The 22,655-nt window shown below is 50.8% G+C and carries 19 protein-coding genes, 1 tRNA gene, 3 rRNA genes and 1 other annotated feature; of the genes, 11 read left to right on the top strand and 12 right to left on the bottom strand.

Features of this window, described 5'->3' with window-relative positions; genetic code table 11:
* Positions 1 to 31: 31 nt before the first annotated feature.
* A complete protein-coding gene (pssA, locus tag HV352_RS05930; RefSeq protein WP_003835350.1) occupies positions 32 to 1,387 on the top strand; it encodes a CDP-diacylglycerol--serine O-phosphatidyltransferase in 1,356 nt (451 codons plus the stop codon).
* Between the two features lie 44 nt (positions 1,388 to 1,431).
* Positions 1,432 to 1,755, top strand: coding sequence for a YfiM family lipoprotein (locus HV352_RS05925; protein WP_047418353.1), 324 nt, complete (start codon positions 1,432 to 1,434; stop codon positions 1,753 to 1,755).
* On the opposite strand, the gene HV352_RS05920 is transcribed toward HV352_RS05925, so the two are convergent.
* Positions 1,752 to 3,050 carry an MFS transporter gene (locus HV352_RS05920; RefSeq protein ID WP_016154060.1) on the bottom strand — a complete coding sequence of 433 codons (1,299 nt, stop codon included), beginning with the start codon at positions 3,048 to 3,050 and terminating at the stop codon, positions 1,752 to 1,754. The two genes, HV352_RS05925 and HV352_RS05920, sit on opposite strands and share 4 nt — an antisense overlap.
* Before the next feature lie 141 nt (positions 3,051 to 3,191).
* Between HV352_RS05920 and HV352_RS05915 the strand changes: the two genes are divergently transcribed.
* Positions 3,192 to 3,332 (top strand): hypothetical protein, encoded by a 141-nt coding sequence (locus tag HV352_RS05915; protein WP_168188435.1) that lies wholly within the window; start codon positions 3,192 to 3,194, stop codon positions 3,330 to 3,332.
* Between the two features lies 1 nt (position 3,333).
* On the opposite strand, the gene rrf is transcribed toward HV352_RS05915, so the two are convergent.
* The 7 genes from rrf to rluD form a co-directional block, all read right to left on the bottom strand.
* Positions 3,334 to 3,449 (bottom strand): 5S ribosomal RNA (gene rrf, locus HV352_RS05910).
* Positions 3,450 to 3,543: 94 nt separating this feature from the next.
* Positions 3,544 to 6,450: ribosomal RNA gene (locus HV352_RS05905) — 23S ribosomal RNA — on the bottom strand.
* 220 nt (positions 6,451 to 6,670) lie between these two features.
* Positions 6,671 to 6,746 (bottom strand) — tRNA-Glu (locus HV352_RS05900).
* Positions 6,747 to 6,831: 85 nt separating this feature from the next.
* A 16S ribosomal RNA gene (locus tag HV352_RS05895) occupies positions 6,832 to 8,373 on the bottom strand.
* Together the 16S, 23S and 5S rRNA genes with 1 tRNA gene alongside form the textbook arrangement of a ribosomal RNA operon.
* A gap of 416 nt (positions 8,374 to 8,789) precedes the next feature.
* The gene (clpB, locus tag HV352_RS05890; protein ID WP_047499529.1) at positions 8,790 to 11,363 is read right to left on the bottom strand and encodes an ATP-dependent chaperone ClpB; all 2,574 of its coding nucleotides are present in this window, start codon (positions 11,361 to 11,363) and stop codon (positions 8,790 to 8,792) included.
* Positions 11,364 to 11,492: 129 nt separating this feature from the next.
* Entirely contained in the window at positions 11,493 to 12,224 is a 732-nt protein-coding gene (gene yfiH / locus HV352_RS05885) for a purine nucleoside phosphorylase YfiH (protein WP_181635282.1), read from the bottom strand.
* A complete protein-coding gene (rluD, locus tag HV352_RS05880) occupies positions 12,221 to 13,201 on the bottom strand; it encodes a 23S rRNA pseudouridine(1911/1915/1917) synthase RluD (protein WP_016154063.1) in 981 nt (326 codons plus the stop codon). Before rluD ends, yfiH begins: the two co-directional genes overlap by 4 nt.
* A 131-nt stretch (positions 13,202 to 13,332) precedes the next feature.
* Here rluD and bamD point away from each other — a divergent pair, with 131 nt between their 5' ends.
* The 4 genes from bamD (at position 13,333) to pheA (ending at position 16,088) form a co-directional block, all read left to right on the top strand.
* Positions 13,333 to 14,070, top strand: a complete 738-nt coding sequence (gene bamD, locus HV352_RS05875) for an outer membrane protein assembly factor BamD (RefSeq protein ID WP_016154064.1) — start codon at positions 13,333 to 13,335, stop codon at positions 14,068 to 14,070.
* 268 nt (positions 14,071 to 14,338) lie between these two features.
* Positions 14,339 to 14,677, top strand: coding sequence for a ribosome-associated translation inhibitor RaiA (gene raiA, locus HV352_RS05870; protein ID WP_003031244.1), 339 nt, complete (start codon positions 14,339 to 14,341; stop codon positions 14,675 to 14,677).
* A 102-nt stretch (positions 14,678 to 14,779) separates the two neighbouring features.
* Positions 14,780 to 14,905 (top strand) — a sequence feature (Phe leader region).
* Positions 14,781 to 14,828, top strand: a complete 48-nt coding sequence (gene pheL, locus HV352_RS05865; protein ID WP_100250063.1) for a pheA operon leader peptide PheL — start codon at positions 14,781 to 14,783, stop codon at positions 14,826 to 14,828. It overlaps the preceding feature by 48 nt.
* Before the next feature lie 22 nt (positions 14,906 to 14,927).
* A complete protein-coding gene (gene pheA, locus HV352_RS05860; RefSeq protein ID WP_016154065.1) occupies positions 14,928 to 16,088 on the top strand; it encodes a bifunctional chorismate mutase/prephenate dehydratase in 1,161 nt (386 codons plus the stop codon).
* Positions 16,089 to 16,189: 101 nt separating this feature from the next.
* Here pheA and tyrA read toward each other — a convergent pair whose 3' ends face one another.
* Positions 16,190 to 17,311: a bifunctional chorismate mutase/prephenate dehydrogenase gene (gene tyrA / locus HV352_RS05855; RefSeq protein WP_016154066.1), complete on the bottom strand. Its 1,122-nt coding sequence runs from the start codon at positions 17,309 to 17,311 to the stop codon at positions 16,190 to 16,192.
* Between the two features lie 10 nt (positions 17,312 to 17,321).
* Entirely contained in the window at positions 17,322 to 18,392 is a 1,071-nt protein-coding gene (gene aroF, locus HV352_RS05850) for a 3-deoxy-7-phosphoheptulonate synthase AroF (protein ID WP_016154067.1), read from the bottom strand.
* A gap of 215 nt (positions 18,393 to 18,607) precedes the next feature.
* Between aroF and HV352_RS05845 the strand changes: the two genes are divergently transcribed.
* The 4 genes from HV352_RS05845 to HV352_RS05830 all read left to right on the top strand — a co-directional run bounded on the left by HV352_RS05845 (position 18,608) and on the right by HV352_RS05830 (position 21,371).
* A complete protein-coding gene (locus tag HV352_RS05845) occupies positions 18,608 to 18,982 on the top strand; it encodes a DUF2799 domain-containing protein (protein WP_049271065.1) in 375 nt (124 codons plus the stop codon).
* A gap of 158 nt (positions 18,983 to 19,140) precedes the next feature.
* The gene (locus tag HV352_RS05840; RefSeq protein WP_016157185.1) at positions 19,141 to 19,659 is read left to right on the top strand and encodes a YfiR family protein; all 519 of its coding nucleotides are present in this window, start codon (positions 19,141 to 19,143) and stop codon (positions 19,657 to 19,659) included.
* The gene (gene dgcN / locus HV352_RS05835; protein WP_047414892.1) at positions 19,652 to 20,878 is read left to right on the top strand and encodes a diguanylate cyclase DgcN; all 1,227 of its coding nucleotides are present in this window, start codon (positions 19,652 to 19,654) and stop codon (positions 20,876 to 20,878) included. The genes HV352_RS05840 and dgcN overlap by 8 nt, the downstream gene beginning before the upstream one ends.
* 10 nt (positions 20,879 to 20,888) lie before the next feature.
* Positions 20,889 to 21,371 (top strand): OmpA family protein, encoded by a 483-nt coding sequence (locus HV352_RS05830; protein ID WP_109018339.1) that lies wholly within the window; start codon positions 20,889 to 20,891, stop codon positions 21,369 to 21,371.
* Positions 21,372 to 21,498: 127 nt separating this feature from the next.
* On the opposite strand, the gene rplS is transcribed toward HV352_RS05830, so the two are convergent.
* Positions 21,499 to 21,846 carry a 50S ribosomal protein L19 gene (gene rplS / locus HV352_RS05825; protein WP_002914145.1) on the bottom strand — a complete coding sequence of 116 codons (348 nt, stop codon included), beginning with the start codon at positions 21,844 to 21,846 and terminating at the stop codon, positions 21,499 to 21,501.
* A gap of 41 nt (positions 21,847 to 21,887) precedes the next feature.
* Positions 21,888 to 22,655: a tRNA (guanosine(37)-N1)-methyltransferase TrmD gene (gene trmD, locus HV352_RS05820; RefSeq protein WP_016157187.1), complete on the bottom strand. Its 768-nt coding sequence runs from the start codon at positions 22,653 to 22,655 to the stop codon at positions 21,888 to 21,890.

Here is a 22,655-nt window from a genome sequence, read left to right as displayed (position 1 = left end):
CCTTCAATGAACAGAGAAGAAATGCACTGTGATGTTGTCAAAATTTAAGCGTAATAAACATCAACAACACCTTGCCCAACTACCCAAGATTTCTCAGTCAGTTGATGATGTAGATTTCTTTTATGCTCCCGCTAATTTCAGGGAGACTCTGCTGGAAAAAATAGCCAGCGCGACGCGACGGATCTGCATTATTGCGCTGTACCTGGAACAGGATGACGGTGGCAAAGGCATACTCGACGCGCTCTATGCGGCAAAACGGCAGCGTCCTGAACTGGATGTCCGGGTGCTTGTCGACTGGCACCGAGCCCAGCGCGGACGTATTGGTGCTGCGGCATCGAATACCAACGCTGACTGGTATTGCCGAATGGCACAAGAAAACCCAGGTATTGATATTCCTGTCTACGGTGTTCCGATTAACACCCGAGAAGCGCTTGGCGTCCTGCATTTTAAAGGCTTTATCATCGATGACAGCGTCCTGTACAGCGGGGCCAGCCTGAATGATGTTTATCTGCATCAGCATGATAAATATCGCTATGACCGTTATCAGTTGATTCGCAACGCGCAAATGGCCGATATCATGTTCGATTGGGTCACGCAGAACCTGATGAACGGTCGCGGCGTTAATCGTCTTGATGATATTAATCGCCCTAAAAGCCCGGAAATTAAAAACGACATCCGCCTTTACCGTCAGGAACTGCGCGATGCGTCATTCCATTTTCAGGGTGATGCGGATAATGAACAGCTCTCGGTAACGCCTCTGGTAGGCCTTGGAAAATCCAGTCTGTTAAATAAGACCATTTTCCACCTTATGCCCTGCGCGGAGCACAAGCTCACAATCTGTACCCCTTATTTCAACCTGCCCGCTATACTGGTGCGCAATATCATTCAGCTGCTGCGTGAAGGCAAAAAGGTCGAGATCATTGTCGGTGATAAAACCGCCAACGACTTTTTCATTCCAGAAGATGAGCCATTTAAAATCATCGGCGCGCTGCCCTACCTGTATGAAATTAACCTGCGCCGTTTCCTGAGCAGACTGCAATATTACGTGAATACCGACCAACTGGTCGTGCGCTTATGGAAAGATGATGACAACACCTATCATCTGAAAGGCATGTGGGTTGATGATAAATGGATGCTGCTCACCGGCAACAACCTTAACCCTCGCGCCTGGCGTCTGGATCTGGAAAACGCCATCCTTATCCACGATCCGAAGCAAGAGCTGACTCCCCAGCGAGATAAAGAGCTGGAGCTTATTCGCACGCATACCACCGTCGTTAAGCACTATCGCGACCTGCAAAGCATTGCCGACTATCCAGTCAAAGTGCGTAAGCTCATCCGTCGACTACGCCGTATCCGTATCGACAGACTAATTAGCCGTATTCTGTAACCAAGACCCCGTCCAGTGACGGGGTTTTTCCTATGGAGGCAACGGTGCGCTTGTTTATTCTTTTCAGTATCCTGGCCATTTCTGGCTGCAGCCACATGGCAAACGACCGCTGGAGCGGACAAGACAAGGCTCAACACTTTATCGCCTCCGCTATGCTCTCCGCATCTGGAAACGAATATGCTCAACATCAGGGCAACAGCCGCGATCGCAGCGCGGCTATCGGCCTGATGTTCTCTGTCAGCCTGGGCGCATCAAAAGAGTTATGGGACAGCCGTCCCGCTGGGAGCGGCTGGAGCTGGAAAGACTTCGCCTGGGATGTTGCAGGTGCGTCTACCGGCTATGCGGTCTGGCAACTGGCACATCACTAGAGGCGCAGACCTTTCCCCTTCCCATGCAGCATCAGCGATACCAAAAATGCGACTATTGCCAGTGCTGTAACGTACCAGAAGAATGTTGTTTCCATACCGACAGACTTCAGGGATAACGCAACATATTCGGCTGAGCCACCAAACAGAGCATTGGCCACCGCATAAGATAATCCAACCCCCAGAGCGCGCACCTGTGCCGGGAACATCTCAGCTTTTAGAATACCGCTGATTGACGTATAGAAACTCACAATCAGCAAGGCACACATCACCAGAGCAAACGCCATATACGGGGACGTCACGCTTTGCAACGCTGTCAGAATGGGGACGGTGAAAATCGCGGCCAACGCGCCAAAACACAGCATTGAAGTACGTCGGCCAATTTTATCTGACAAGGCACCGAACAACGGTTGCACCAGCATAAACACACACAGTGCCGCCGTCATAATCCCACTGGCTACGTTGGCATGCATACCGGCAGTGTTAACCAGGTACTTCTGCATGTAGGTTGTGAACGTGTAAAAACACAGCGAGCCAGCAGCGGTAAAGCCAAGCACCATGATGAAGGCTTTGCGATTACGCCACAGACCTTTCAGAGAACCAGCTTCTTTCAGCGCGCGAACGTCCTGTTTCGAGGTTTCATCCAACTGTCGACGCAGCCATAACGCAACAATAGCCAGTACGGCGCCCAACGCAAATGGAATACGCCAACCCCACGATCTTAGCGCTGAGTCTTCTAACGTTTGCTGTAATATGACCACAACCAGCAGTGCCAGTAACTGCCCGCCGATTAACGTCACGTACTGGAAGGAAGCATAAAAACCTTTCTTCCCTTCAACGGCTACTTCACTCATATAGGTAGCGCTGGTCCCGTATTCACCACCGACAGACAGCCCCTGAAATAACCTAGCCAGCAGCAATAGAGCAGGAGCCCAGGTACCGATGGTTTCATATCCCGGAAGACAAGCGATCACCAGCGATCCCATACACATCATACAAACTGACAGCAGCATCGACTTTTTACGCCCGTGCTTATCCGCGATGCGACCAAACAGCCAGCCGCCAATCGGTCGCATCAGAAAGCCTGCAGCAAAAACTCCGGCTGTTTGTAAGAGTTGCGTGGTGGTGTTTCCTGATGGAAAAAAGATATGAGCAAAATAGAGAGAGCAGAAAGAATAGATATAGAAATCAAACCATTCGACCAGATTCCCTGATGATGCTCCGACAATCGCCCATATACGACGCCGAGTATCGCCGTCTGCCAGCGCCCCGTTCTCAGTTACACTGCTATCAGCCATTAGAATTGTACCCCTGCCAACGATTGCATTAATTTATCAATGGTGGTTGTGTCTTTTTTGGTGAAATAAATGTTATATAATTGTTATAATTTATTATGAGAGAAAGATCACGGTTTTCATTAGCAGAGAAAGGATTCAGATATGTTCGAGAAAGAGAAAAATCGGTTTGAAATAGAGTGGGCTTTTATGGGCTGGATAAAATGGTATGCTGCATCCGGCAGTTCCATTCTCTGCAGACGCAAAAAAGCCCATCCGGCAGGATGGGCTTCTTCACTTATTTGATGCCTGGCAGTTCCCTACTCTCGCATGGGGAGACCCCACACTACCATCGGCGCTACGGCGTTTCACTTCTGAGTTCGGCATGGGGTCAGGTGGGACCACCGCGCTACAGCCGCCAGGCAAATTCTGTTTATCAACACACTTTTCGCATGTCGATGTAATCTGTAATCAAGCTGAATATCGTGTCTCTTCGCCAAAACACCTTCGGCGTTGTAAGGTTAAGCCTCACGGTTCATTAGTATCGGTTAGCTCAACGTATCGCTACGCTTACACACCCGACCTATCAACGTCGTCGTCTTCAACGTTCCTTCAGGACCCTTAAAGGGTCAGGGAGAACTCATCTCGGGGCAAGTTTCGTGCTTAGATGCTTTCAGCACTTATCTCTTCCGCATTTAGCTACCGGGCAATGCCATTGGCATGACAACCCGAACACCAGTGATGCGTCCACTCCGGTCCTCTCGTACTAGGAGCAGCCCCCCTCAATTCTCCAGCGCCCACGGCAGATAGGGACCGAACTGTCTCACGACGTTCTAAACCCAGCTCGCGTACCACTTTAAATGGCGAACAGCCATACCCTTGGGACCTACTTCAGCCCCAGGATGTGATGAGCCGACATCGAGGTGCCAAACACCGCCGTCGATATGAACTCTTGGGCGGTATCAGCCTGTTATCCCCGGAGTACCTTTTATCCGTTGAGCGATGGCCCTTCCATTCAGAACCACCGGATCACTAAGACCTGCTTTCGCACCTGCTCGAGCCGTCACTCTCGCAGTCAAGCTAGCTTATGCCTTTGCACTAACCTCCTGATGTCCGACCAGGATTAGCTAACCTTCGTGCTCCTCCGTTACTCTTTAGGAGGAGACCGCCCCAGTCAAACTACCCACCAGACACTGTCCGCAACCCGGATCACGGGTCTACGTTAGAACACCAGCCATTAAAGGGTGGTATTTCAAGGTTGGCTCCATGCAGACTGGCGTCCACACTTCAAAGCCTCCCACCTATCCTACACATCAAGGACCAGTGTTCAGTGTCAAGCTATAGTAAAGGTTCACGGGGTCTTTCCGTCTTGCCGCGGGTACACTGCATCTTCACAGCGAGTTCAATTTCACTGAGTCTCGGGTGGAGACAGCCTGGCCATCATTACGCCATTCGTGCAGGTCGGAACTTACCCGACAAGGAATTTCGCTACCTTAGGACCGTTATAGTTACGGCCGCCGTTTACCGGGGCTTCGATCAAGAGCTTCTCCTTACGGATAACCCCATCAATTAACCTTCCGGCACCGGGCAGGCGTCACACCGTATACGTCCACTTTCGTGTTTGCACAGTGCTGTGTTTTTAATAAACAGTTGCAGCCAGCTGGTATCTTCGACTGATTTCAGCTCCATGAGTAAATCACTTCACCTACATATCAGCGTGCCTTCTCCCGAAGTTACGGCACCATTTTGCCTAGTTCCTTCACCCGAGTTCTCTCAAGCGCCTTGGTATTCTCTACCTGACCACCTGTGTCGGTTTGGGGTACGATTTCGTGTTACCTGATGCTTAGAGGCTTTTCCTGGAAGCAGGGCATTTGTTACTTCAGCACCGTAGTGCCTCGTCATCACACCTCAGCGTTAACAAGACTCCGGATTTACCTGGAATCTCCGCCTACATGCTTAAACCGGGACAACCGTCGCCCGGCTAACATAGCCTTCTCCGTCCCCCCTTCGCAGTAACACCAAGTACAGGAATATTAACCTGTTTCCCATCGACTACGCCTTTCGGCCTCGCCTTAGGGGTCGACTCACCCTGCCCCGATTAACGTTGGACAGGAACCCTTGGTCTTCCGGCGTGCGGGTTTTTCACCCGCATTATCGTTACTTATGTCAGCATTCGCACTTCTGATACCTCCAGCATGCCTCACAGCACACCTTCAACGGCTTACAGAACGCTCCCCTACCCAACAACACATAGTGTCGCTGCCGCAGCTTCGGTGCATGGTTTAGCCCCGTTACATCTTCCGCGCAGGCCGACTCGACCAGTGAGCTATTACGCTTTCTTTAAATGATGGCTGCTTCTAAGCCAACATCCTGGCTGTCTGTGCCTTCCCACATCGTTTCCCACTTAACCATGACTTTGGGACCTTAGCTGGCGGTCTGGGTTGTTTCCCTCTTCACGACGGACGTTAGCACCCGCCGTGTGTCTCCCGTGATAACATTCTTCGGTATTCGCAGTTTGCATCGGGTTGGTAAGTCGGGATGACCCCCTAGCCGAAACAGTGCTCTACCCCCGAAGATGAATTCACGAGGCGCTACCTAAATAGCTTTCGGGGAGAACCAGCTATCTCCCGGTTTGATTGGCCTTTCACCCCCAGCCACAAGTCATCCGCTAATTTTTCAACATTAGTCGGTTCGGTCCTCCAGTTAGTGTTACCCAACCTTCAACCTGCCCATGGCTAGATCACCGGGTTTCGGGTCTATACCCTGCAACTTAACGCCCAGTTAAGACTCGGTTTCCCTTCGGCTCCCCTATTCGGTTAACCTTGCTACAGAATATAAGTCGCTGACCCATTATACAAAAGGTACGCAGTCACCCCATAAAGAGGCTCCCACTGCTTGTACGTACACGGTTTCAGGTTCTTTTTCACTCCCCTCGCCGGGGTTCTTTTCGCCTTTCCCTCACGGTACTGGTTCACTATCGGTCAGTCAGGAGTATTTAGCCTTGGAGGATGGTCCCCCCATATTCAGACAGGATACCACGTGTCCCGCCCTACTCTTCGAGTTCACAACACATGCACTTTTGTGTACGGGACTATCACCCTGTACCGTCGGACTTTCCAGACCGTTCCACTACCACACATGCTGATTCAGACTCTGGGCTGCTCCCCGTTCGCTCGCCGCTACTGGGGGAATCTCGGTTGATTTCTTTTCCTCGGGGTACTTAGATGTTTCAGTTCCCCCGGTTCGCTTCATTACGCTATGTATTCACGTAATGATAGTGTGACGAATCACACTGGGTTTCCCCATTCGGAAATCGCCGGTTATAACGGTTCATATCACCTTACCGACGCTTATCGCAGATTAGCACGTCCTTCATCGCCTCTGACTGCCAGGGCATCCACCGTGTACGCTTAGTCGCTTAACCTCACAACCCGAAGATGTTTCGTAAAACACTTCAGTGTTGCGAAAATTTGAGAGACTCGAACACACCGCTTTTCATTTCTTGTTTACGGAGAAATGAAACAGTGTGTCGTTTCAATTTTCAGCTTGATCCAGATTTTTAAAGAGCAAATATCTCAAACAAGACTCGAAAGTCTGTTTTGAGATACTTCGGTCGGCGACTTTCACTCACACATACCAGCAAGTGGCGTCCCCTAGGGGATTCGAACCCCTGTTACCGCCGTGAAAGGGCGGTGTCCTGGGCCTCTAGACGAAGGGGACACTGAAGTCTCAATCGCAAGACGCCTTGCTATTTACTTTTCATCAGACAATCTGTGTGAGCACTACAAAGGTCGGTTCTTTAAGGTAAGGAGGTGATCCAACCGCAGGTTCCCCTACGGTTACCTTGTTACGACTTCACCCCAGTCATGAATCACAAAGTGGTAAGCGCCCTCCCGAAGGTTAAGCTACCTACTTCTTTTGCAACCCACTCCCATGGTGTGACGGGCGGTGTGTACAAGGCCCGGGAACGTATTCACCGTGGCATTCTGATCCACGATTACTAGCGATTCCGACTTCATGGAGTCGAGTTGCAGACTCCAATCCGGACTACGACATACTTTATGAGGTCCGCTTGCTCTCGCGAGGTCGCTTCTCTTTGTATATGCCATTGTAGCACGTGTGTAGCCCTACTCGTAAGGGCCATGATGACTTGACGTCATCCCCACCTTCCTCCAGTTTATCACTGGCAGTCTCCTTTGAGTTCCCGGCCGAACCGCTGGCAACAAAGGATAAGGGTTGCGCTCGTTGCGGGACTTAACCCAACATTTCACAACACGAGCTGACGACAGCCATGCAGCACCTGTCTCAGAGTTCCCGAAGGCACCAAAGCATCTCTGCTAAGTTCTCTGGATGTCAAGAGTAGGTAAGGTTCTTCGCGTTGCATCGAATTAAACCACATGCTCCACCGCTTGTGCGGGCCCCCGTCAATTCATTTGAGTTTTAACCTTGCGGCCGTACTCCCCAGGCGGTCGACTTAACGCGTTAGCTCCGGAAGCCACGCCTCAAGGGCACAACCTCCAAGTCGACATCGTTTACGGCGTGGACTACCAGGGTATCTAATCCTGTTTGCTCCCCACGCTTTCGCACCTGAGCGTCAGTCTTTGTCCAGGGGGCCGCCTTCGCCACCGGTATTCCTCCAGATCTCTACGCATTTCACCGCTACACCTGGAATTCTACCCCCCTCTACAAGACTCTAGCCTGCCAGTTTCGGATGCAGTTCCCAGGTTGAGCCCGGGGATTTCACATCCGACTTGACAGACCGCCTGCGTGCGCTTTACGCCCAGTAATTCCGATTAACGCTTGCACCCTCCGTATTACCGCGGCTGCTGGCACGGAGTTAGCCGGTGCTTCTTCTGCGAGTAACGTCAATTGCTGCGGTTATTAACCACAACACCTTCCTCCTCGCTGAAAGTACTTTACAACCCGAAGGCCTTCTTCATACACGCGGCATGGCTGCATCAGGCTTGCGCCCATTGTGCAATATTCCCCACTGCTGCCTCCCGTAGGAGTCTGGACCGTGTCTCAGTTCCAGTGTGGCTGGTCATCCTCTCAGACCAGCTAGGGATCGTCGCCTAGGTGAGCCGTTACCCCACCTACTAGCTAATCCCATCTGGGCACATCCGATGGCAAGAGGCCCGAAGGTCCCCCTCTTTGGTCTTGCGACGTTATGCGGTATTAGCTACCGTTTCCAGTAGTTATCCCCCTCCATCGGGCAGTTTCCCAGACATTACTCACCCGTCCGCCACTCGTCACCCAAGGAGCAAGCTCCTCTGTGCTACCGTTCGACTTGCATGTGTTAGGCCTGCCGCCAGCGTTCAATCTGAGCCATGATCAAACTCTTCAATTTAAGTTTGATGCTCGTGAATTAAACTTCGTAATGAATTACGTGTTCACTCAGAGACTTGGTATTCATTTTTCGTCTTGCGACGTTAAGAATCCGTATCTTCGAGTGCCCACACAGATTGTCTGATAAATTGTTAAAGAGCAGTGCCGCTTCGCTTTTTCTCAGCGGCGCGGGGTGTGCATATTACGCCATCCCGCTGGAGAGTCAAGCGTTTATTTTCGCTTTTCTCCGCTGACCCGGCGGTTTGTAATCCGTTGTTCCGTGTCAGTGGAGGCGCATTATAGGGAGTTATTTCAGGCTGACAAGTTAAAAATACAAAAAACTTATCAAGCGACTACTTTTCAACCATTACATTGATTTTTGCTTTGTTTTTAAACAAAAACGAGCCCCGCAGGGCTCGTTTATTGTCGTTTTGTGACTTACTGCACTGCCACAATGCGATCGTCATTCACTTCCAGCCGAATCGTTTTGCCAGGAATCAGCTCACCAGACAGAATTTGCTGCGCCAGCGGGTTTTCGATCTGTTGCTGGATAGCACGTTTGAGTGGACGTGCGCCATACACCGGATCGTAACCATTCGCACTCAGCAGTTTAAGCGCCTCGTCAGAGATATGAATTTCATAGCCACGCTCTTCCAGACGTTTGTACAGACGTTGCAGTTGGATCTGTGCAATAGAAGCAATGTGCTGCTCACCCAACGGATGGAATACAACAACTTCATCTATACGGTTGATGAATTCCGGGCGGAAATTATGGCTCACGACGCCCAGGACCATATCCTTCATGTGGCCGTAGTCCAGCTCACCGAAGCGTTCCTGAATCAGATCGGACCCCAGGTTCGAGGTCATGATGACAACCGTATTACGGAAGTCGACCGTTCTCCCCTGCCCGTCAGTCAGACGACCATCGTCAAGCACCTGCAACAGAATATTGAACACATCCGGGTGCGCTTTCTCCACTTCATCCAGCAGGATGACAGAGTAAGGACGGCGACGTACCGCTTCTGTCAGATATCCACCTTCTTCATAGCCGACATATCCCGGAGGCGCCCCGACCAGACGAGACACCGAGTGTTTCTCCATAAACTCGGACATATCGATACGCACCATGGCATCATCACTGTCGAACATAAAGTTTGCCAGCGCTTTGCACAGTTCAGTTTTACCGACACCGGTTGGGCCGAGGAACAAGAATGAACCAATCGGGCGATTTGGATCGGACAAGCCAGCACGGCTACGACGGATGGCGTTAGAAACGGCTTCCACCGCTTCGTTCTGGCCAATCACGCGGCTGTGCAACTGCTGCTCCATACGCAACAGTTTTTCCCGTTCGCCTTCCAGCATGCGAGCAACCGGGATCCCGGTCCAGCGCGCCAGCACTTCTGCAATTTCTGCATCCGTGACTTTATTACGCAGCAGACGCATGGTTTTGCCTTCAGACTGGGTGGCTGCTTCCAGTTGTTTTTCCAGTTCAGGAATTTTGCCGTACTGCAGTTCAGACATCCGCGCCAGGTCGCCGACACGACGCGCCTGTTCGATAGCGATTTTCGCCTGCTCCAGCTCAGCCTTGATAGTTTGCGTTCCCGAAAGGGATGCTTTTTCAGCTTTCCACTCTTCTTCTAATTCAGAATACTGGCGCTCTTTATCGTCCAGCTCTTCGTTGAGCATCTCGAGACGTTTTTTACTCGCCTCATCAGACTCTTTCATTAATGCCTGCTGTTCCAGTTTGAGCTGGATAATACGGCGGTCGAGTCTGTCGAGTTCCTCCGGCTTGGAGTCAATCTGCATACGAATGCTGGATGCCGCCTCATCGATAAGGTCGATAGCTTTGTCCGGCAACTGACGATCGGCAATATAGCGGTGAGACAGCGTAGCTGCCGCAACAATCGCCGGGTCAGTGATCTGCACATGGTGGTGCAGCTCATAACGTTCTTTCAGGCCACGCAGAATCGCGATGGTGTCTTCTACTGAAGGTTCGGCTACAAATACTTTCTGGAAACGACGTTCCAGTGCCGCATCTTTTTCGATGTACTGGCGATATTCATCAAGCGTTGTTGCGCCTACACAGTGCAGTTCCCCGCGTGCCAGCGCAGGTTTCAGCATGTTCCCGGCGTCCATTGCGCCATCGGCTTTACCCGCCCCAACCATGGTATGCAGCTCATCAATAAACAGGATGACATTGCCTTCCTGTTTCGAGAGATCGTTCAGCACGCCTTTTAAGCGTTCTTCAAACTCACCACGATATTTGGCCCCAGCCACCAGCGCACCCATATCCAGCGCCAGCACACGGCGACCTTTTAAGCCTTCCGGCACTTCACCATTGATAATTCGTTGGGCCAGCCCTTCAACGATGGCCGTTTTACCAACACCTGGTTCGCCGATTAACACCGGGTTATTTTTAGTACGACGCTGCAGTACCTGAATGGTACGGCGGATTTCTTCATCACGCCCGATAACCGGATCGAGTTTGCCCTGCTCGGCACGTTCGGTCAGGTCGACGGTATATTTTTTCAAGGCCTGACGTTGGTCTTCAGCCCCCTGGTCATTCACGCTTTCACCTCCACGCATTTGTTCAATTGCCTGAGTGATATTCGCGGTCGTCGCACCTGCTGATTTTAGTAAATCGGTCAGCGTACCGCGTGACTCAAGCGCCGCCAGTACGAACAGTTCTGACGAAATAAAGTTGTCCCCACGTTTTTGCGCCAGCTTGTCGCAAAGATTCAGTACACGCACCAGATCCTGAGAAGGCTGCACATCACCGCCGGTACCTTCTACCTGCGGCAACCGGCTCAACGCCTGGTCAATGGCTGTACGTAACTGGCCAGCATTAATGCCAGCAGACGTTAATAAAGGACGTACCGATCCCCCTTCCTGATTCAGCAAGGCGCTCATTAGATGAAGTGGTTCGATGAATTGATTGTCGTGCCCCAATGCGAGTGACTGGGCATCGGCAAGAGCAAGCTGGAATTTATTAGTAAGACGATCCAGACGCATAACTCCTCCCATAACAGGTCAAAATTGCTACTGGAGATTAAATGAGGTCATCCCTCAATTATTCAAGGTGAATGACCTGAATTATGTGAAAAGAAAATTACACGTACCGGATCGTCTTGATTCTTTAGGTTATATCAGCCAAATAAAACTTGCCATACGACCCGTGGTATTGTCGCGACGATAAGAGAAGAACGTCTCACTTTCGCTGAACGTGCAACGGTCGCCGCCGTAGATGTTCTCTACTCCGATATTTGCCAGACGCTGACGCGCAAGCTGGTAAATATTCGCCAGATATTTATCATCATGCGGTACAAATGCGAGGTCCGCTTGCGGATCTTTCGCCATGAACGCTGCGCGAACTTCTGCTCCCACTTCAAACGCGTTCGGGCCAATCGCCGGGCCTAGCCAGGCAATAATGTTTTCAGGTTTGTCGGCAAAACACGCCACCGTCTCTTCCAGCACGCCTGCGCATAATCCGCGCCAACCCGCATGTGCCGCCGCGACTTCCGTTCCAGCGCGATTGCAAAACAGCACCGGCAGACAGTCGGCCGTCATCACTGCACACACGGTGCCAGGCGTATTGCTGTAAGAAGCATCCGCACGTTTGGAGGCATAAGGCTCGCCGGTCAGTTTCAGGACATCCTTACCGTGGACCTGCTCCAGCCAGACTGGCTTTGACGGCAGATTGCCCGCAGCAAACAGCCGCTTGCGGTTCTCTTCAACATGCTCCGGGTTGTCGCCGCAATGGGCGCCCAGATTCAGCGAATCATAAGGCGGCATGCTAACACCGCCAATACGGGTAGAACTACACGCCACAACACCTTGCGGTATCGGCCACTGCGGGACAATTAGCTTACTCATAGCCAGGCAATATCATCCTTATGTTCTTCGAAATCAGCGCGCATCACTTCAATCAATTGCACCATATCTTGTGGAATCGGTGCGTGCCATTCCATTTCGATACCTGAAATTGGGTGATATAAACGCAGCATAGTCGCGTGCAGCGCCTGACGATCGAACTTACGCAGAACGGAGATAAATTCGTCAGAAGCGCCTTTCGGTGGACGCGGACGACCGCCGTAGACCTGATCGCCCACCAGCGGATGGGTGATATGCGCCATGTGCACGCGGATCTGGTGCGTACGTCCGGTTTCCAGACGCAGCCGCAGACGCGTGTGCACACGGAAGTGTTCCATAATGCGATAGTGCGTCACCGCCGGTTTCCCCATCGGGTGTACCGCCATGTGCGTACGCTTGGTCGGGTGGCGGCTAATCGGTTCCTCAACGGTTCCGCCTGCCGTCATATGACCAATCGCCACGGCTTCGTACTCACGGGTAATTTCACGCAGTTGCAGCGACTCCACCAGACGCGTTTGCGCCGGAACGGTTTTTGCCACCACCATTAATCCAGTCGTGTCTTTATCCAGACGGTGCACGATACCAGCACGTGGAACATCCGCGATTGGCGGGTAGTAATGCAGTAATGCATTCAATACCGTGCCATCAGGATTACCGGCCCCCGGATGCACTACGAGGTCACGGGGTTTGTTGATGACAAGAATATCGTCATCTTCATAAACGATATCCAGTGGGATATCCTGAGGTTCAAAACGAACCTCTTCATCAATTTCTGCAGTGATGGAGACGCGCTCTCCACCCAACACTTTTTCTTTCGGTTTATCGCAAAGATTGCCATTTACCAGTACGCGCTGGTCAAGGATCCATTCTTTTATGCGCGATCGCGAATAATCAGGGAACAATTCGGCCAAAGCCTGATCTAAGCGTTGACCGAGCTGATTTTCGGAGACTGTTGCGGTGAGTTCTACTCGTTGTGCCATAAACTGCTTCTTCGTTTAACGTTGGGTTTTACGGCTTTGCCGTTTAATATAGTGTGCTATTGTAGCTGGTCTTAACCGGGAGCAGGAACAGAGAATCTCCCGTAAAACATTTTGAGGAAAGTCAAAACGTCATGACGCGCATGAAATATCTGGTGGCAGCAGCCACGTTGAGCCTGTTTTTGGCGGGTTGCTCTGGTTCAAAGGAAGAGGTGCCCGATAATCCGCCAAATGAAATCTACGCGACTGCTCAGCAAAAGCTGCAGGACGGTAACTGGAAACAGGCAATAACGCAATTAGAAGCGTTGGATAACCGTTATCCATTTGGACCGTATTCTCAGCAGGTGCAATTAGATCTCATCTACGCCTACTACAAAAACGCCGATCTGCCACTTGCTCAGGCTGCCATCGATCGTTTTATTCGTCTTAACCCGACACACCCTAACATTGATTATGTCATGTATATGCGTGGCCTGACCAATATGGCGCTGGATGATAGCGCACTGCAAGGATTCTTTGGTGTTGATCGCAGCGATCGCGATCCGCAACATGCCCGAGCTGCGTTTAATGACTTTTCCAAACTGGTACGTGGCTATCCAAACAGCCAGTACACCACCGACGCCACCAAACGTCTGGTATTCCTGAAAGACCGTCTGGCGAAGTATGAATATTCCGTTGTGGAATACTACACTGCCCGCGGTGCATGGGTTGCCGTGGTAAACCGTGTGGAAGGCATGCTGCGCGACTTCCCGGATACCCAGGCAACACGCAATGCCCTGCCGTTAATGGAAAATGCTTATCGCCAGATGCAGATGAATGCGCAGGCAGAAAAAGTAGCGAAAATCATTGCCGCCAACAGCAGCAATACCTGATTTATCTCAGAATGCAAACGGCAGCCCAAAGGCTGCCGTTTTTTTATCCGTAAACGTCACAACTGAAGCGGTTTAGCTGCAACGCATCTCATCAAATATGGCCTGCTTTCAGGTATTCCTCAAGTAAAAAATCGCTTGTTCCTGCGGTGCCTCACAAAAAGGTTTTCTTGACAAAAAGCGACAAAAAAATGTGATTAATATCACACATTTTGACATTAGGAACGGTATGCTGGAATCACCAAGACGGGAAAGACAAGAGGTAAAATTTATGACAATGAACATTACCAGTAAACAAATGGAAATTACTCCGGCAATTCGCCAGCATGTCGCAGACCGTCTCGCCAAACTCGAAAAATGGCAAACTCATCTGATTAATCCACATATCATTCTGTCTAAGGAGCCGCAGGGTTTCATTGCTGATGCCACCATCAATACACCGAACGGACATCTGGTCGCCAGCGCAAAACACGAGGATATGTACACCGCAATTAACGATTTGATCAACAAGCTGGAACGGCAGCTCAATAAAGTGCAGCACAAAGGCGAAGCCCGTCGTGCAACAACTTCAGTCAAAGACGCCAACTTCGTCGAAGCAGAAGAAGAGTAGTCCCTTACATTGAGTGTATCGCCAACGCGCCTCCGGGCGCGTTTTTTGTTGACAGGGTGAAAACAGTACGGGTACTTTACTGACGTAGCCAAAGGAAAATTACATGAAACTTGTCCCGTTCTTCTTCGCATTCTTTTTTACCTTCCCCTGAATGGGAGGCGTTTCGTCGTGTGATAAAGAATGCGAAGACGAACAATAAGGCCTCCCACAACGGGGGGCCTTTTTTATTGATAACAAGAAAGGCAACACTATGACATCGGAAAACCCATTGCTGGCGCTGCGCGATAAGATCAGCACGCTGGATGAAAAATTACTGGCCCTGCTGGCTGAGCGACGTGGACTGGCCGTAGAAGTTGGCAAAGCTAAGCTGCTTTCGCATCGTCCAGTTCGTGATATCGACCGTGAGCGCGATCTGTTGGACCGACTGATTCAGCTTGGCAAAGCACATCATCTTGATGCTCACTACATCACTCGCCTGTTCCAGCTCATAATCGAAGACTCCGTCCTGACTCAGCAGGCACTGCTCCAGCAGCATCTGAACAAAATTAACCCACACTCAGCACGCGTTGCTTTCCTCGGGCCAAAAGGGTCATATTCTCATCTTGCCGCACGTCAGTATGCTGCCCGCCATTTTGAACAATTTATAGAAAGCGGCTGCGCGAAATTTGCCGATATCTTTAATCAGGTCGAAACCGGACAAGCTGACTACGCCGTGGTTCCGATTGAAAACACCAGTTCCGGTGGGATTAATGATGTTTACGACCTGCTGCAGCACACCAGCCTGTCTATCGTTGGCGAGATGACTATCACGATTGACCACTGCCTACTGGTGTCCGGCACGACAGATCTCGAGACCATTGAAACGGTATATAGCCATCCGCAGCCATTCCAGCAGTGCAGCAAATTCCTGAGTCGTTACCCGCACTGGAAGATTGAGTACACCGAAAGCACCTCGGCGGCGATGGAAAAAGTTGCGCAGGCTAACTCACCGCGCGTGGCGGCTCTGGGGAGCGAAGCCGGAGGCGTACTATACGGTTTGCAGGTTCTTGAGCATATCGAAGCTAATCAGACGCAAAACATCACCCGCTTCGTGGTACTGGCGCGCAAGGCAATCAATGTTTCCGATCAGGTGCCAGCAAAAACCACGTTGCTGATGGCGACAGGACAACAAGCCGGTGCGCTGGTAGAAGCGCTGCTGGTACTGCGCAACCATAATCTGATTATGACTAAACTGGAGTCACGCCCGATTCACGGCAATCCGTGGGAGGAAATGTTTTATCTTGATATCCAGGCCAACCTGGAATCACCCCAGATGCAAAAAGCATTGAAGGAGTTAGGTGAGATTACGCGCTCGATGAAAGTACTTGGCTGCTATCCAAGTGAGAATGTGGTGCCGGTCGATCCAAGCTAACGTTTGACAATGCCGGATGGCGCTACGCTTATCCGGCATTCTATTTAGCCGATCCTTGTATGACTGATACAACGCATCAGCGTTGCCATCAATCATCGTATTTATTGGCGACTATCGTTAGCCTGGCGCAACAAAGTACGGCTTTCGTTCTGGAAGCGTTTCGCATAATCACCAAACCAGTGCTCCACCTTACGGAAGCTGTCGATGAACGCTTGCTTATCGCCCTGCTCCAGTAAACCGATCGCCTCACCAAAACGTTGGTAGTAGCGTTTGATCAGCGCAAGGTTACTCTCAGACGACATAATGATATCGGCATAGAGCTGCGGATCCTGGGCAAACAGACGTCCGACCATCGCCAGTTCAAGGCGATAAATTGGCGAAGAGAGTGCCAGTAACTGCTCCAGTTGAACATTCTCTTCCGCTAAATGCAGACCGTAAGCAAAGGTCGCAAAGTGACGCAATGCCTGAATAAATGCCATGTTCTGGTCATGTTCAACAGCACTGATCCGATGCAGTCGCGCACCCCACACCTGAATCTGTTCCAGAAACCACTGATAGGCTTCCGGCTGACGTCCGTCACACCAGACGACGACCTGCTTTGCCAGACTGCCGCTGTCCGGGCCAAACATAGGGTGTAATCCCACCACCGGGCCGTCGTGCGCCGCCAGCATCGCCTGCAAAGGACCATTTTTCACCGAAGCCAGATCCACCAGGATGCAGTCGGACGGCAGACGCGGTAATTTGGCGATCACCTGCTCAGTGACGTGGATCGGCACGCTGACGATCACCATGCCAGCATCAGAGACGATCTCCGGCGCACGATCCCAGTCCTGCTGTTCCAGGATCCGTACCTGATAACCTGACAGGGTGAGCATTTTTTCGAACAGACGTCCCATCTGACCGCCGCCGCCGACAATCACCACCGGTCGCAGAGAAGGACAAAGCGTTTTAAATCCTTTGTCGTTCTCACTGGAGTAAGACTCGCGCATAACCCGGCGCAGCACATCTTCAATCAGGTCCGGCGGCACGCCAAGGGCTTCCGCTTCCGCCCGGCGGGAGGCCAGCATTGAGGCTTCCCGTTCCGGCACGTAGATAGGCAGCCCAAAGCGGCTTTTTACTTCACCGACTTCGGCCACCAGCTCCAGGCGACGTGCCAGTAAACCCAGCAGCGCCTTGTCGACTTCATCAATTTGATCGCGTAATGCGGTCAATTCAGCAACCATAACCAACCTCTTATGCTACACGCGCCGACAGCTGGCCGTTTAAATCCTGGCTAATTTCACGCAGTAGCGCATCCGTCATTTCCCAGCTAATGCAGGCATCAGTTACAGACACGCCGTATTTCATTTCGCTACGCGGCTGTTCAGAAGACTGGTTGCCTTCGTGAATATTACTTTCAATCATCAAGCCAATGATCGAGCGATTGCCATCTTTGATTTGTGCAATCACGGATTCAGCCACGGCAGGCTGGCGGCGGTAATCTTTATTGGAGTTACCATGACTGCAATCTACCATCAGAGAAGGTCGTAGTCCCGCCTGCTCCATCTCTTTTTCGCACTGGGCGACATCTGCCGGGCTGTAGTTCGGCGCTTTACCACCGCGCAGGATCACGTGACCGTCCGGGTTACCCTGAGTTTGCAGCAGTGCAACCTGTCCAGCCTGGTTAATACCAACAAAGCGGTGCGACTGTGCCGCCGCGCGCATCGCGTTAATGGCGGTCGCCAGGCTACCGTCAGTACCGTTCTTAAAGCCGACCGGCATCGAAAGACCGGAAGCCATTTCGCGGTGAGTCTGCGATTCCGTGGTACGCGCACCGATTGCAGACCAGCTAAACAGATCGCCCAGGTATTGCGGGCTATTGGGATCCAGCGCTTCAGTTGCCAGCGGTAGTCCCATATTCACAAGTTCAAGCAGCAGCTGACGCGCAATTTTCAGGCCGGCTTCAACATCAAAAGAGCCATCCATATGAGGATCGTTAATTAACCCTTTCCAGCCGACGGTGGTACGGGGTTTTTCAAAATAGACGCGCATCACCAGGTAGAGGCTATCGCTGACCTCTGCGGCAAGGGCTTTAAACCGACGAGCGTACTCAATAGCCATTTCAGGATCGTGAATGGAACACGGACCACATACCACCAGCAGGCGCGGATCGCGACCAGAGATAATATCTGAAATGGTTTTACGCGACTGGGAGATTTGCGCTTCTTGCGCCTGGCTCAGCGGGAATTCAGCTTTCAGCTGCTCTGGAGTCATCAGAACCTGTTCGTCGGTAATATGTACGTTGTTCAGCGCGTCTTTTTGCATGGTGGTGATCCTGTTTAGCTCGTTTGCGATAGTTGATCCTCAGCGAGGAGGTGATAACGATAACACAACAGGTAAAGATTTCAATCCACAAACCGTAAATTTTAATTTACAACACACACTTTAATGACAGAATACGCCCTCCATTGCGTACATTAAAATTTACACCATCCGGTATTGAGATCCACTATGCTTAAAAAAACGAGGGAGTACAGGCAATGAAGCAACTCATCGGCACCCTATTTCTATTACTTCTTAGCGGATGTCAGATAGATCCTTATACCCACGCCCCCACATGGACGGGAACCGCCTGGTACGACGCCGGAATACAAGATGCCATTTCGGGGTATGCCGTTAAAGATAATGAAACTCTTGCCGACAACTACAATGACCCCGAAGTCGATCGTACGGAATATCTTAAGGGTTATGCCGAGGGACAACGTAAAATCTGCCAGCCGGATTTTGTTTACGCCAGAGGTTTGACCGGGAAAACCTTTCCCCCAAGTTGTGATACGGTCGAAAATATTGACCAGTTACACAGTGCCTGGCAAAAAGGAGCAAACGAAGGTGCCACCTCAATAAGATTAAATTAAACAATAGCTTATATTTTATAAATTACTAAGATTTAACTTAAATCACTAATAGCTTTCCACCTGGCATAATGACGGCTTAGGAAAATAATGTTATTTTGTCCTAAATAATCTTGAATGTATTTCGACGTTTTACGGCAAACGCTGGTAGGTAACTATTCATGAGCTATTCTTACCGACTCATACTTCTACTGGCACTGCTCCTGACCGGATTACCGCTGTACGCCCAAAGCGTTACGGAAGAAGCAAAATCTGTACGCGCTATGGTTTCCGGCATCGTCAGTTATACGCGCTGGCCTGCACTGTCCGGGCCCCCCAAACTGTGTATTTTCTCTTCATCGCGTTTTTCCAGTGTCCTGGGAGATACCAGTGCCGGAGCATTACCCTATCTTCCCGTCATCATTCGTACGGAACAAGAAATATTAGTTTCGCAGTGTGACGGTTTTTATTTTGGAAAAGAATCCCCTACTTATCAGGTGGAATTAAAGAATAAATATCCGTCTAAGGCATTGCTATTAATTGCCGAACAGAACCCCGAATGCGTTATTGGCAGCGCCTTTTGCCTCATAATTAAAGATGAAGATGTGAGATTTTCCGTAAATATGGATTCCCTTTCACGCAGTGGCGTAAGGGTCAGTCCGGACGTATTAATGCTTGCACGGAATCAGAAGCATGGATAAGGGCCATTCTCCCATAACACGCCCGACGTTTAAGCGGACATTACGGCGTATCAGCATAATCAGCGTTCTGGTAACTATGACGCTGATCTGGCTGCTGCTCAGCATTTCTTCGGTGCTGGCATTGAGACAGTATGCGCAAAAGAACCTGGATCTGACCGCTGCAACCATGACCCGCACGCTTGAAGCAGCATTAGTTTTTTCTGATGGCGTCGCAGCAACTGAAACGCTGGCAGCACTAGGCCAGCAGGGGCAATTTTCCGTTGCAGAAGTTCGTAATAAAAACCAGAAGGTGATCGCCACCTGGCGCTATAACGCGCAGGATACCACTGAAAAAATCAGCGGACTTATCAGCCACTGGCTGTTCCCACAACCGGTCACTCAACCTATTTTGCATAATGGCAACGTCATCGGCGAAGTACGATTGACTGCGCGCGATAGCGTTATCAGCCATTTCATCTATTTGTCGCTGGCTGTCCTTACCGGGTGCATTCTGTTGGCCTCTGGCATTGCATTAATGCTCACTCGTTATTTACATAATGGCGTCGTGGAAGCCCTGCAAAATATAACCGAGGTGGTACATGATGTTCGTACCAACCGTAACTTTTCACGGCGCGTTTCAGAAGAGCGCATTGAAGAGTTTCACCTTTTTGCCCAGGATTTTAATAGTCTGCTGGACGAGATGGAGGAGTGGCAACTTAAACTGCAGGCAAAGAACGCCCAGCTTTTGCGTACGGCGCTACACGATCCGCTGACCGGCCTGGCGAATCGCGCCGCATTTCGCAGCAGCATTAACGCCCTGATGAATGACCATGCCGCCCACAGCAGCTCCGCACTGTTATTCCTTGATGGTGATAATTTTAAATTTATTAATGATACCTGGGGCCACGCAGCGGGGGATCGGGTCCTGATTGAAGTTGCAAACAGGCTGTCCGAGTTTGGTGGTAATCGACATCACCCCTACAGACTTGGCGGCGATGAGTTCGCTATGGTGCTGTACAGCGTTCACTCTGAATACGAAGTTCAGCGGATATGTGCGGCACTGTCACACGAGTTTAACCGACCTTTTGACCTGCATAACGGTCATCAGGCAAGCATGACTCTCAGCATTGGTTTTGCGCTGACGTGGGAACATGCCTCTGCCGAGAAATTACAAGAACTTGCCGATAAAAATATGTATCAGGCCAAAAATTTGCGTTCTGAACGCATTATTAAAAAATAAGGACTTACACATGCTAAAACGTCTATCATCCCCTTTCCTTCTGCTTTTACTGATGTTGGCAGGCTGTCAGGCACCTCAGGGAAAATTTACCCCGGAGCAAATTGCAGCCATGAAATCGTACGGATTTACCGAAGCTTCCGGAGACTGGTCTCTTGGTCTGTCTGACAACATCCTGTTTGACAAAAACGACTATAAGCTCCGCCCTGAAAGTGAAAAGCAGATCCAGGAAATGGCATCCAAACTGGCAGCTACCGGGCTAAACCATGCGCGTATGGATGGTCATACCGATAACTACGGCGAAGACAGCTACAACGAAGCGCTGTCGCTCAAACGCGCGAATGTGGTTGCCGATGCGTGGGCACAGGGCGCCAACATTCCCCGCACTAATCTGACAACGCAGGGACTCGGGAAAAAATACCCGATCGCCAGTAATCAGACGTCAAAAGGTCGTGCTGAAAACCGCCGGGTTGCAGTCGTGATCGCTACGCCGTAAAAGTCTTCAACTGGCTGCGCGCCGCGCAGTCATCCAATTGCAATAAAACAAAAGAGTAAGGTCGGAATAAAAAAAGGGCCAGCCTTTCGGCCAGCCCTTTTCTAACAGGATGTCGCTTGCGCGAATCTTAGTTAAGACGCTCTTTGATACGAGCAGACTTACCAGTGCGCTCACGCAGGTAGTACAGTTTAGCTTTACGAACAGCACCACGACGTTTAACAGCAATGCTGTCAACTACCGGAGAGTGAGTCTGGAAGACACGCTCAACGCCTTCGCCGTTGGAAATTTTACGAACAGTGAATGCAGAGTGCAGACCGCGGTTACGAATAGCGATAACCACGCCCTCGAATGCCTGCAGACGTTTTTTGGAACCTTCAACAACCCATACTTTCACTTCCACGGTATCACCCGGACGGAAGGAAGGTACGTCCTGCTTCATCTGCTCTTGTTCAAGTTGCTTAATAATGTTGCTCATAATTTAATCTCTTATCCTGGGTAAACTGATATTTGGGGGTCTCAGACCAGCCCATCATGTTTATGCTGCTGTTGTGCGTGTTCCGTTTTGAACTCCGCCAGCAACCTTGCTTGCTCTTCAGTCAGAGCCAGGTTTTCCAGAAGTTCAGGTCTTCTAAGCCAGGTCCGGCCCAGCGACTGTTTTAAACGCCAGCGACGTATCTCAGCGTGGTTCCCCGACAGTAACACTGCCGGTACTTCCATCTGTTCTAACACTTCAGGTCGGGTATAGTGCGGGCAATCCAGCAACCCGTCAGCAAACGAATCTTCGATTGCCGAAGCTTCATGACCCAGAACTCCCGGAATAAACCGAGAAACGGAGTCGATCAGCGTCATTGCCGGTAACTCACCACCGCTGAGAACGTAATCGCCGATTGACCATTCTTCGTCAATTTCGGTTTGAATCACGCGCTCATCTATTCCTTCATAGCGACCACACACCAGAATCAGCTTTTGATTCGTGGCCAGTTCGCTAACGCCCGCTTGATCAAGCTTGCGTCCCTGAGGTGACAGATAAATCACCTTTGCGCCTTCACCAGCCGCAGCTTTTGCTGCATGAATGGCGTCCCGTAAAGGTTGCACCATCATTAACATCCCCGGTCCGCCGCCGTAAGGACGATCGTCCACGGTACGGTGCCGGTCATGAGTAAAGTCACGAGGACTCCAGCTCTGGATGTTCAGCAGGCCATTTTTTACTGCCCGGCCAGTTACCCCGTAATCGGTAATTGCGCGGAACATTTCTGGAAACAGGCTAACGATACCTATAAACAC

Origin of the sequence: Citrobacter sp. RHBSTW-01044 (assembly GCF_013781945.1) — a bacterium.
Lineage (GTDB): Bacteria > Pseudomonadota > Gammaproteobacteria > Enterobacterales > Enterobacteriaceae > Citrobacter > Citrobacter braakii.
Note: the sequence above shows the minus strand (reverse complement) of the source record. Positions and strands in the feature narration are given on the sequence as shown.

Bases quoted from the DNA above. Each gene is read 5' to 3' on its own strand.
- pssA (WP_003835350.1), top strand. From the start codon at position 32: ATGTTGTCAAAATTTAAGCGTAATAAACATCAACAACACCTTGCCCAA.
- HV352_RS05920 (WP_016154060.1), bottom strand. From the start codon at position 3,050: ATGGCTGATAGCAGTGTAACTGAGAACGGGGCGCTGGCAGACGGCGAT.
- HV352_RS05915 (WP_168188435.1), top strand. From the start codon at position 3,192: ATGTTCGAGAAAGAGAAAAATCGGTTTGAAATAGAGTGGGCTTTTATG.
- clpB (WP_047499529.1), bottom strand. From the start codon at position 11,363: ATGCGTCTGGATCGTCTTACTAATAAATTCCAGCTTGCTCTTGCCGAT.
- yfiH (WP_181635282.1), bottom strand. From the start codon at position 12,224: ATGAGTAAGCTAATTGTCCCGCAGTGGCCGATACCGCAAGGTGTTGTG.
- rluD (WP_016154063.1), bottom strand. From the start codon at position 13,201: ATGGCACAACGAGTAGAACTCACCGCAACAGTCTCCGAAAATCAGCTC.
- bamD (WP_016154064.1), top strand. From the start codon at position 13,333: ATGACGCGCATGAAATATCTGGTGGCAGCAGCCACGTTGAGCCTGTTT.
- raiA (WP_003031244.1), top strand. From the start codon at position 14,339: ATGACAATGAACATTACCAGTAAACAAATGGAAATTACTCCGGCAATT.
- pheA (WP_016154065.1), top strand. From the start codon at position 14,928: ATGACATCGGAAAACCCATTGCTGGCGCTGCGCGATAAGATCAGCACG.
- tyrA (WP_016154066.1), bottom strand. From the start codon at position 17,311: ATGGTTGCTGAATTGACCGCATTACGCGATCAAATTGATGAAGTCGAC.
- aroF (WP_016154067.1), bottom strand. From the start codon at position 18,392: ATGCAAAAAGACGCGCTGAACAACGTACATATTACCGACGAACAGGTT.
- HV352_RS05845 (WP_049271065.1), top strand. From the start codon at position 18,608: ATGAAGCAACTCATCGGCACCCTATTTCTATTACTTCTTAGCGGATGT.
- HV352_RS05840 (WP_016157185.1), top strand. From the start codon at position 19,141: ATGAGCTATTCTTACCGACTCATACTTCTACTGGCACTGCTCCTGACC.
- dgcN (WP_047414892.1), top strand. From the start codon at position 19,652: ATGGATAAGGGCCATTCTCCCATAACACGCCCGACGTTTAAGCGGACA.
- HV352_RS05830 (WP_109018339.1), top strand. From the start codon at position 20,889: ATGCTAAAACGTCTATCATCCCCTTTCCTTCTGCTTTTACTGATGTTG.
- rplS (WP_002914145.1), bottom strand. From the start codon at position 21,846: ATGAGCAACATTATTAAGCAACTTGAACAAGAGCAGATGAAGCAGGAC.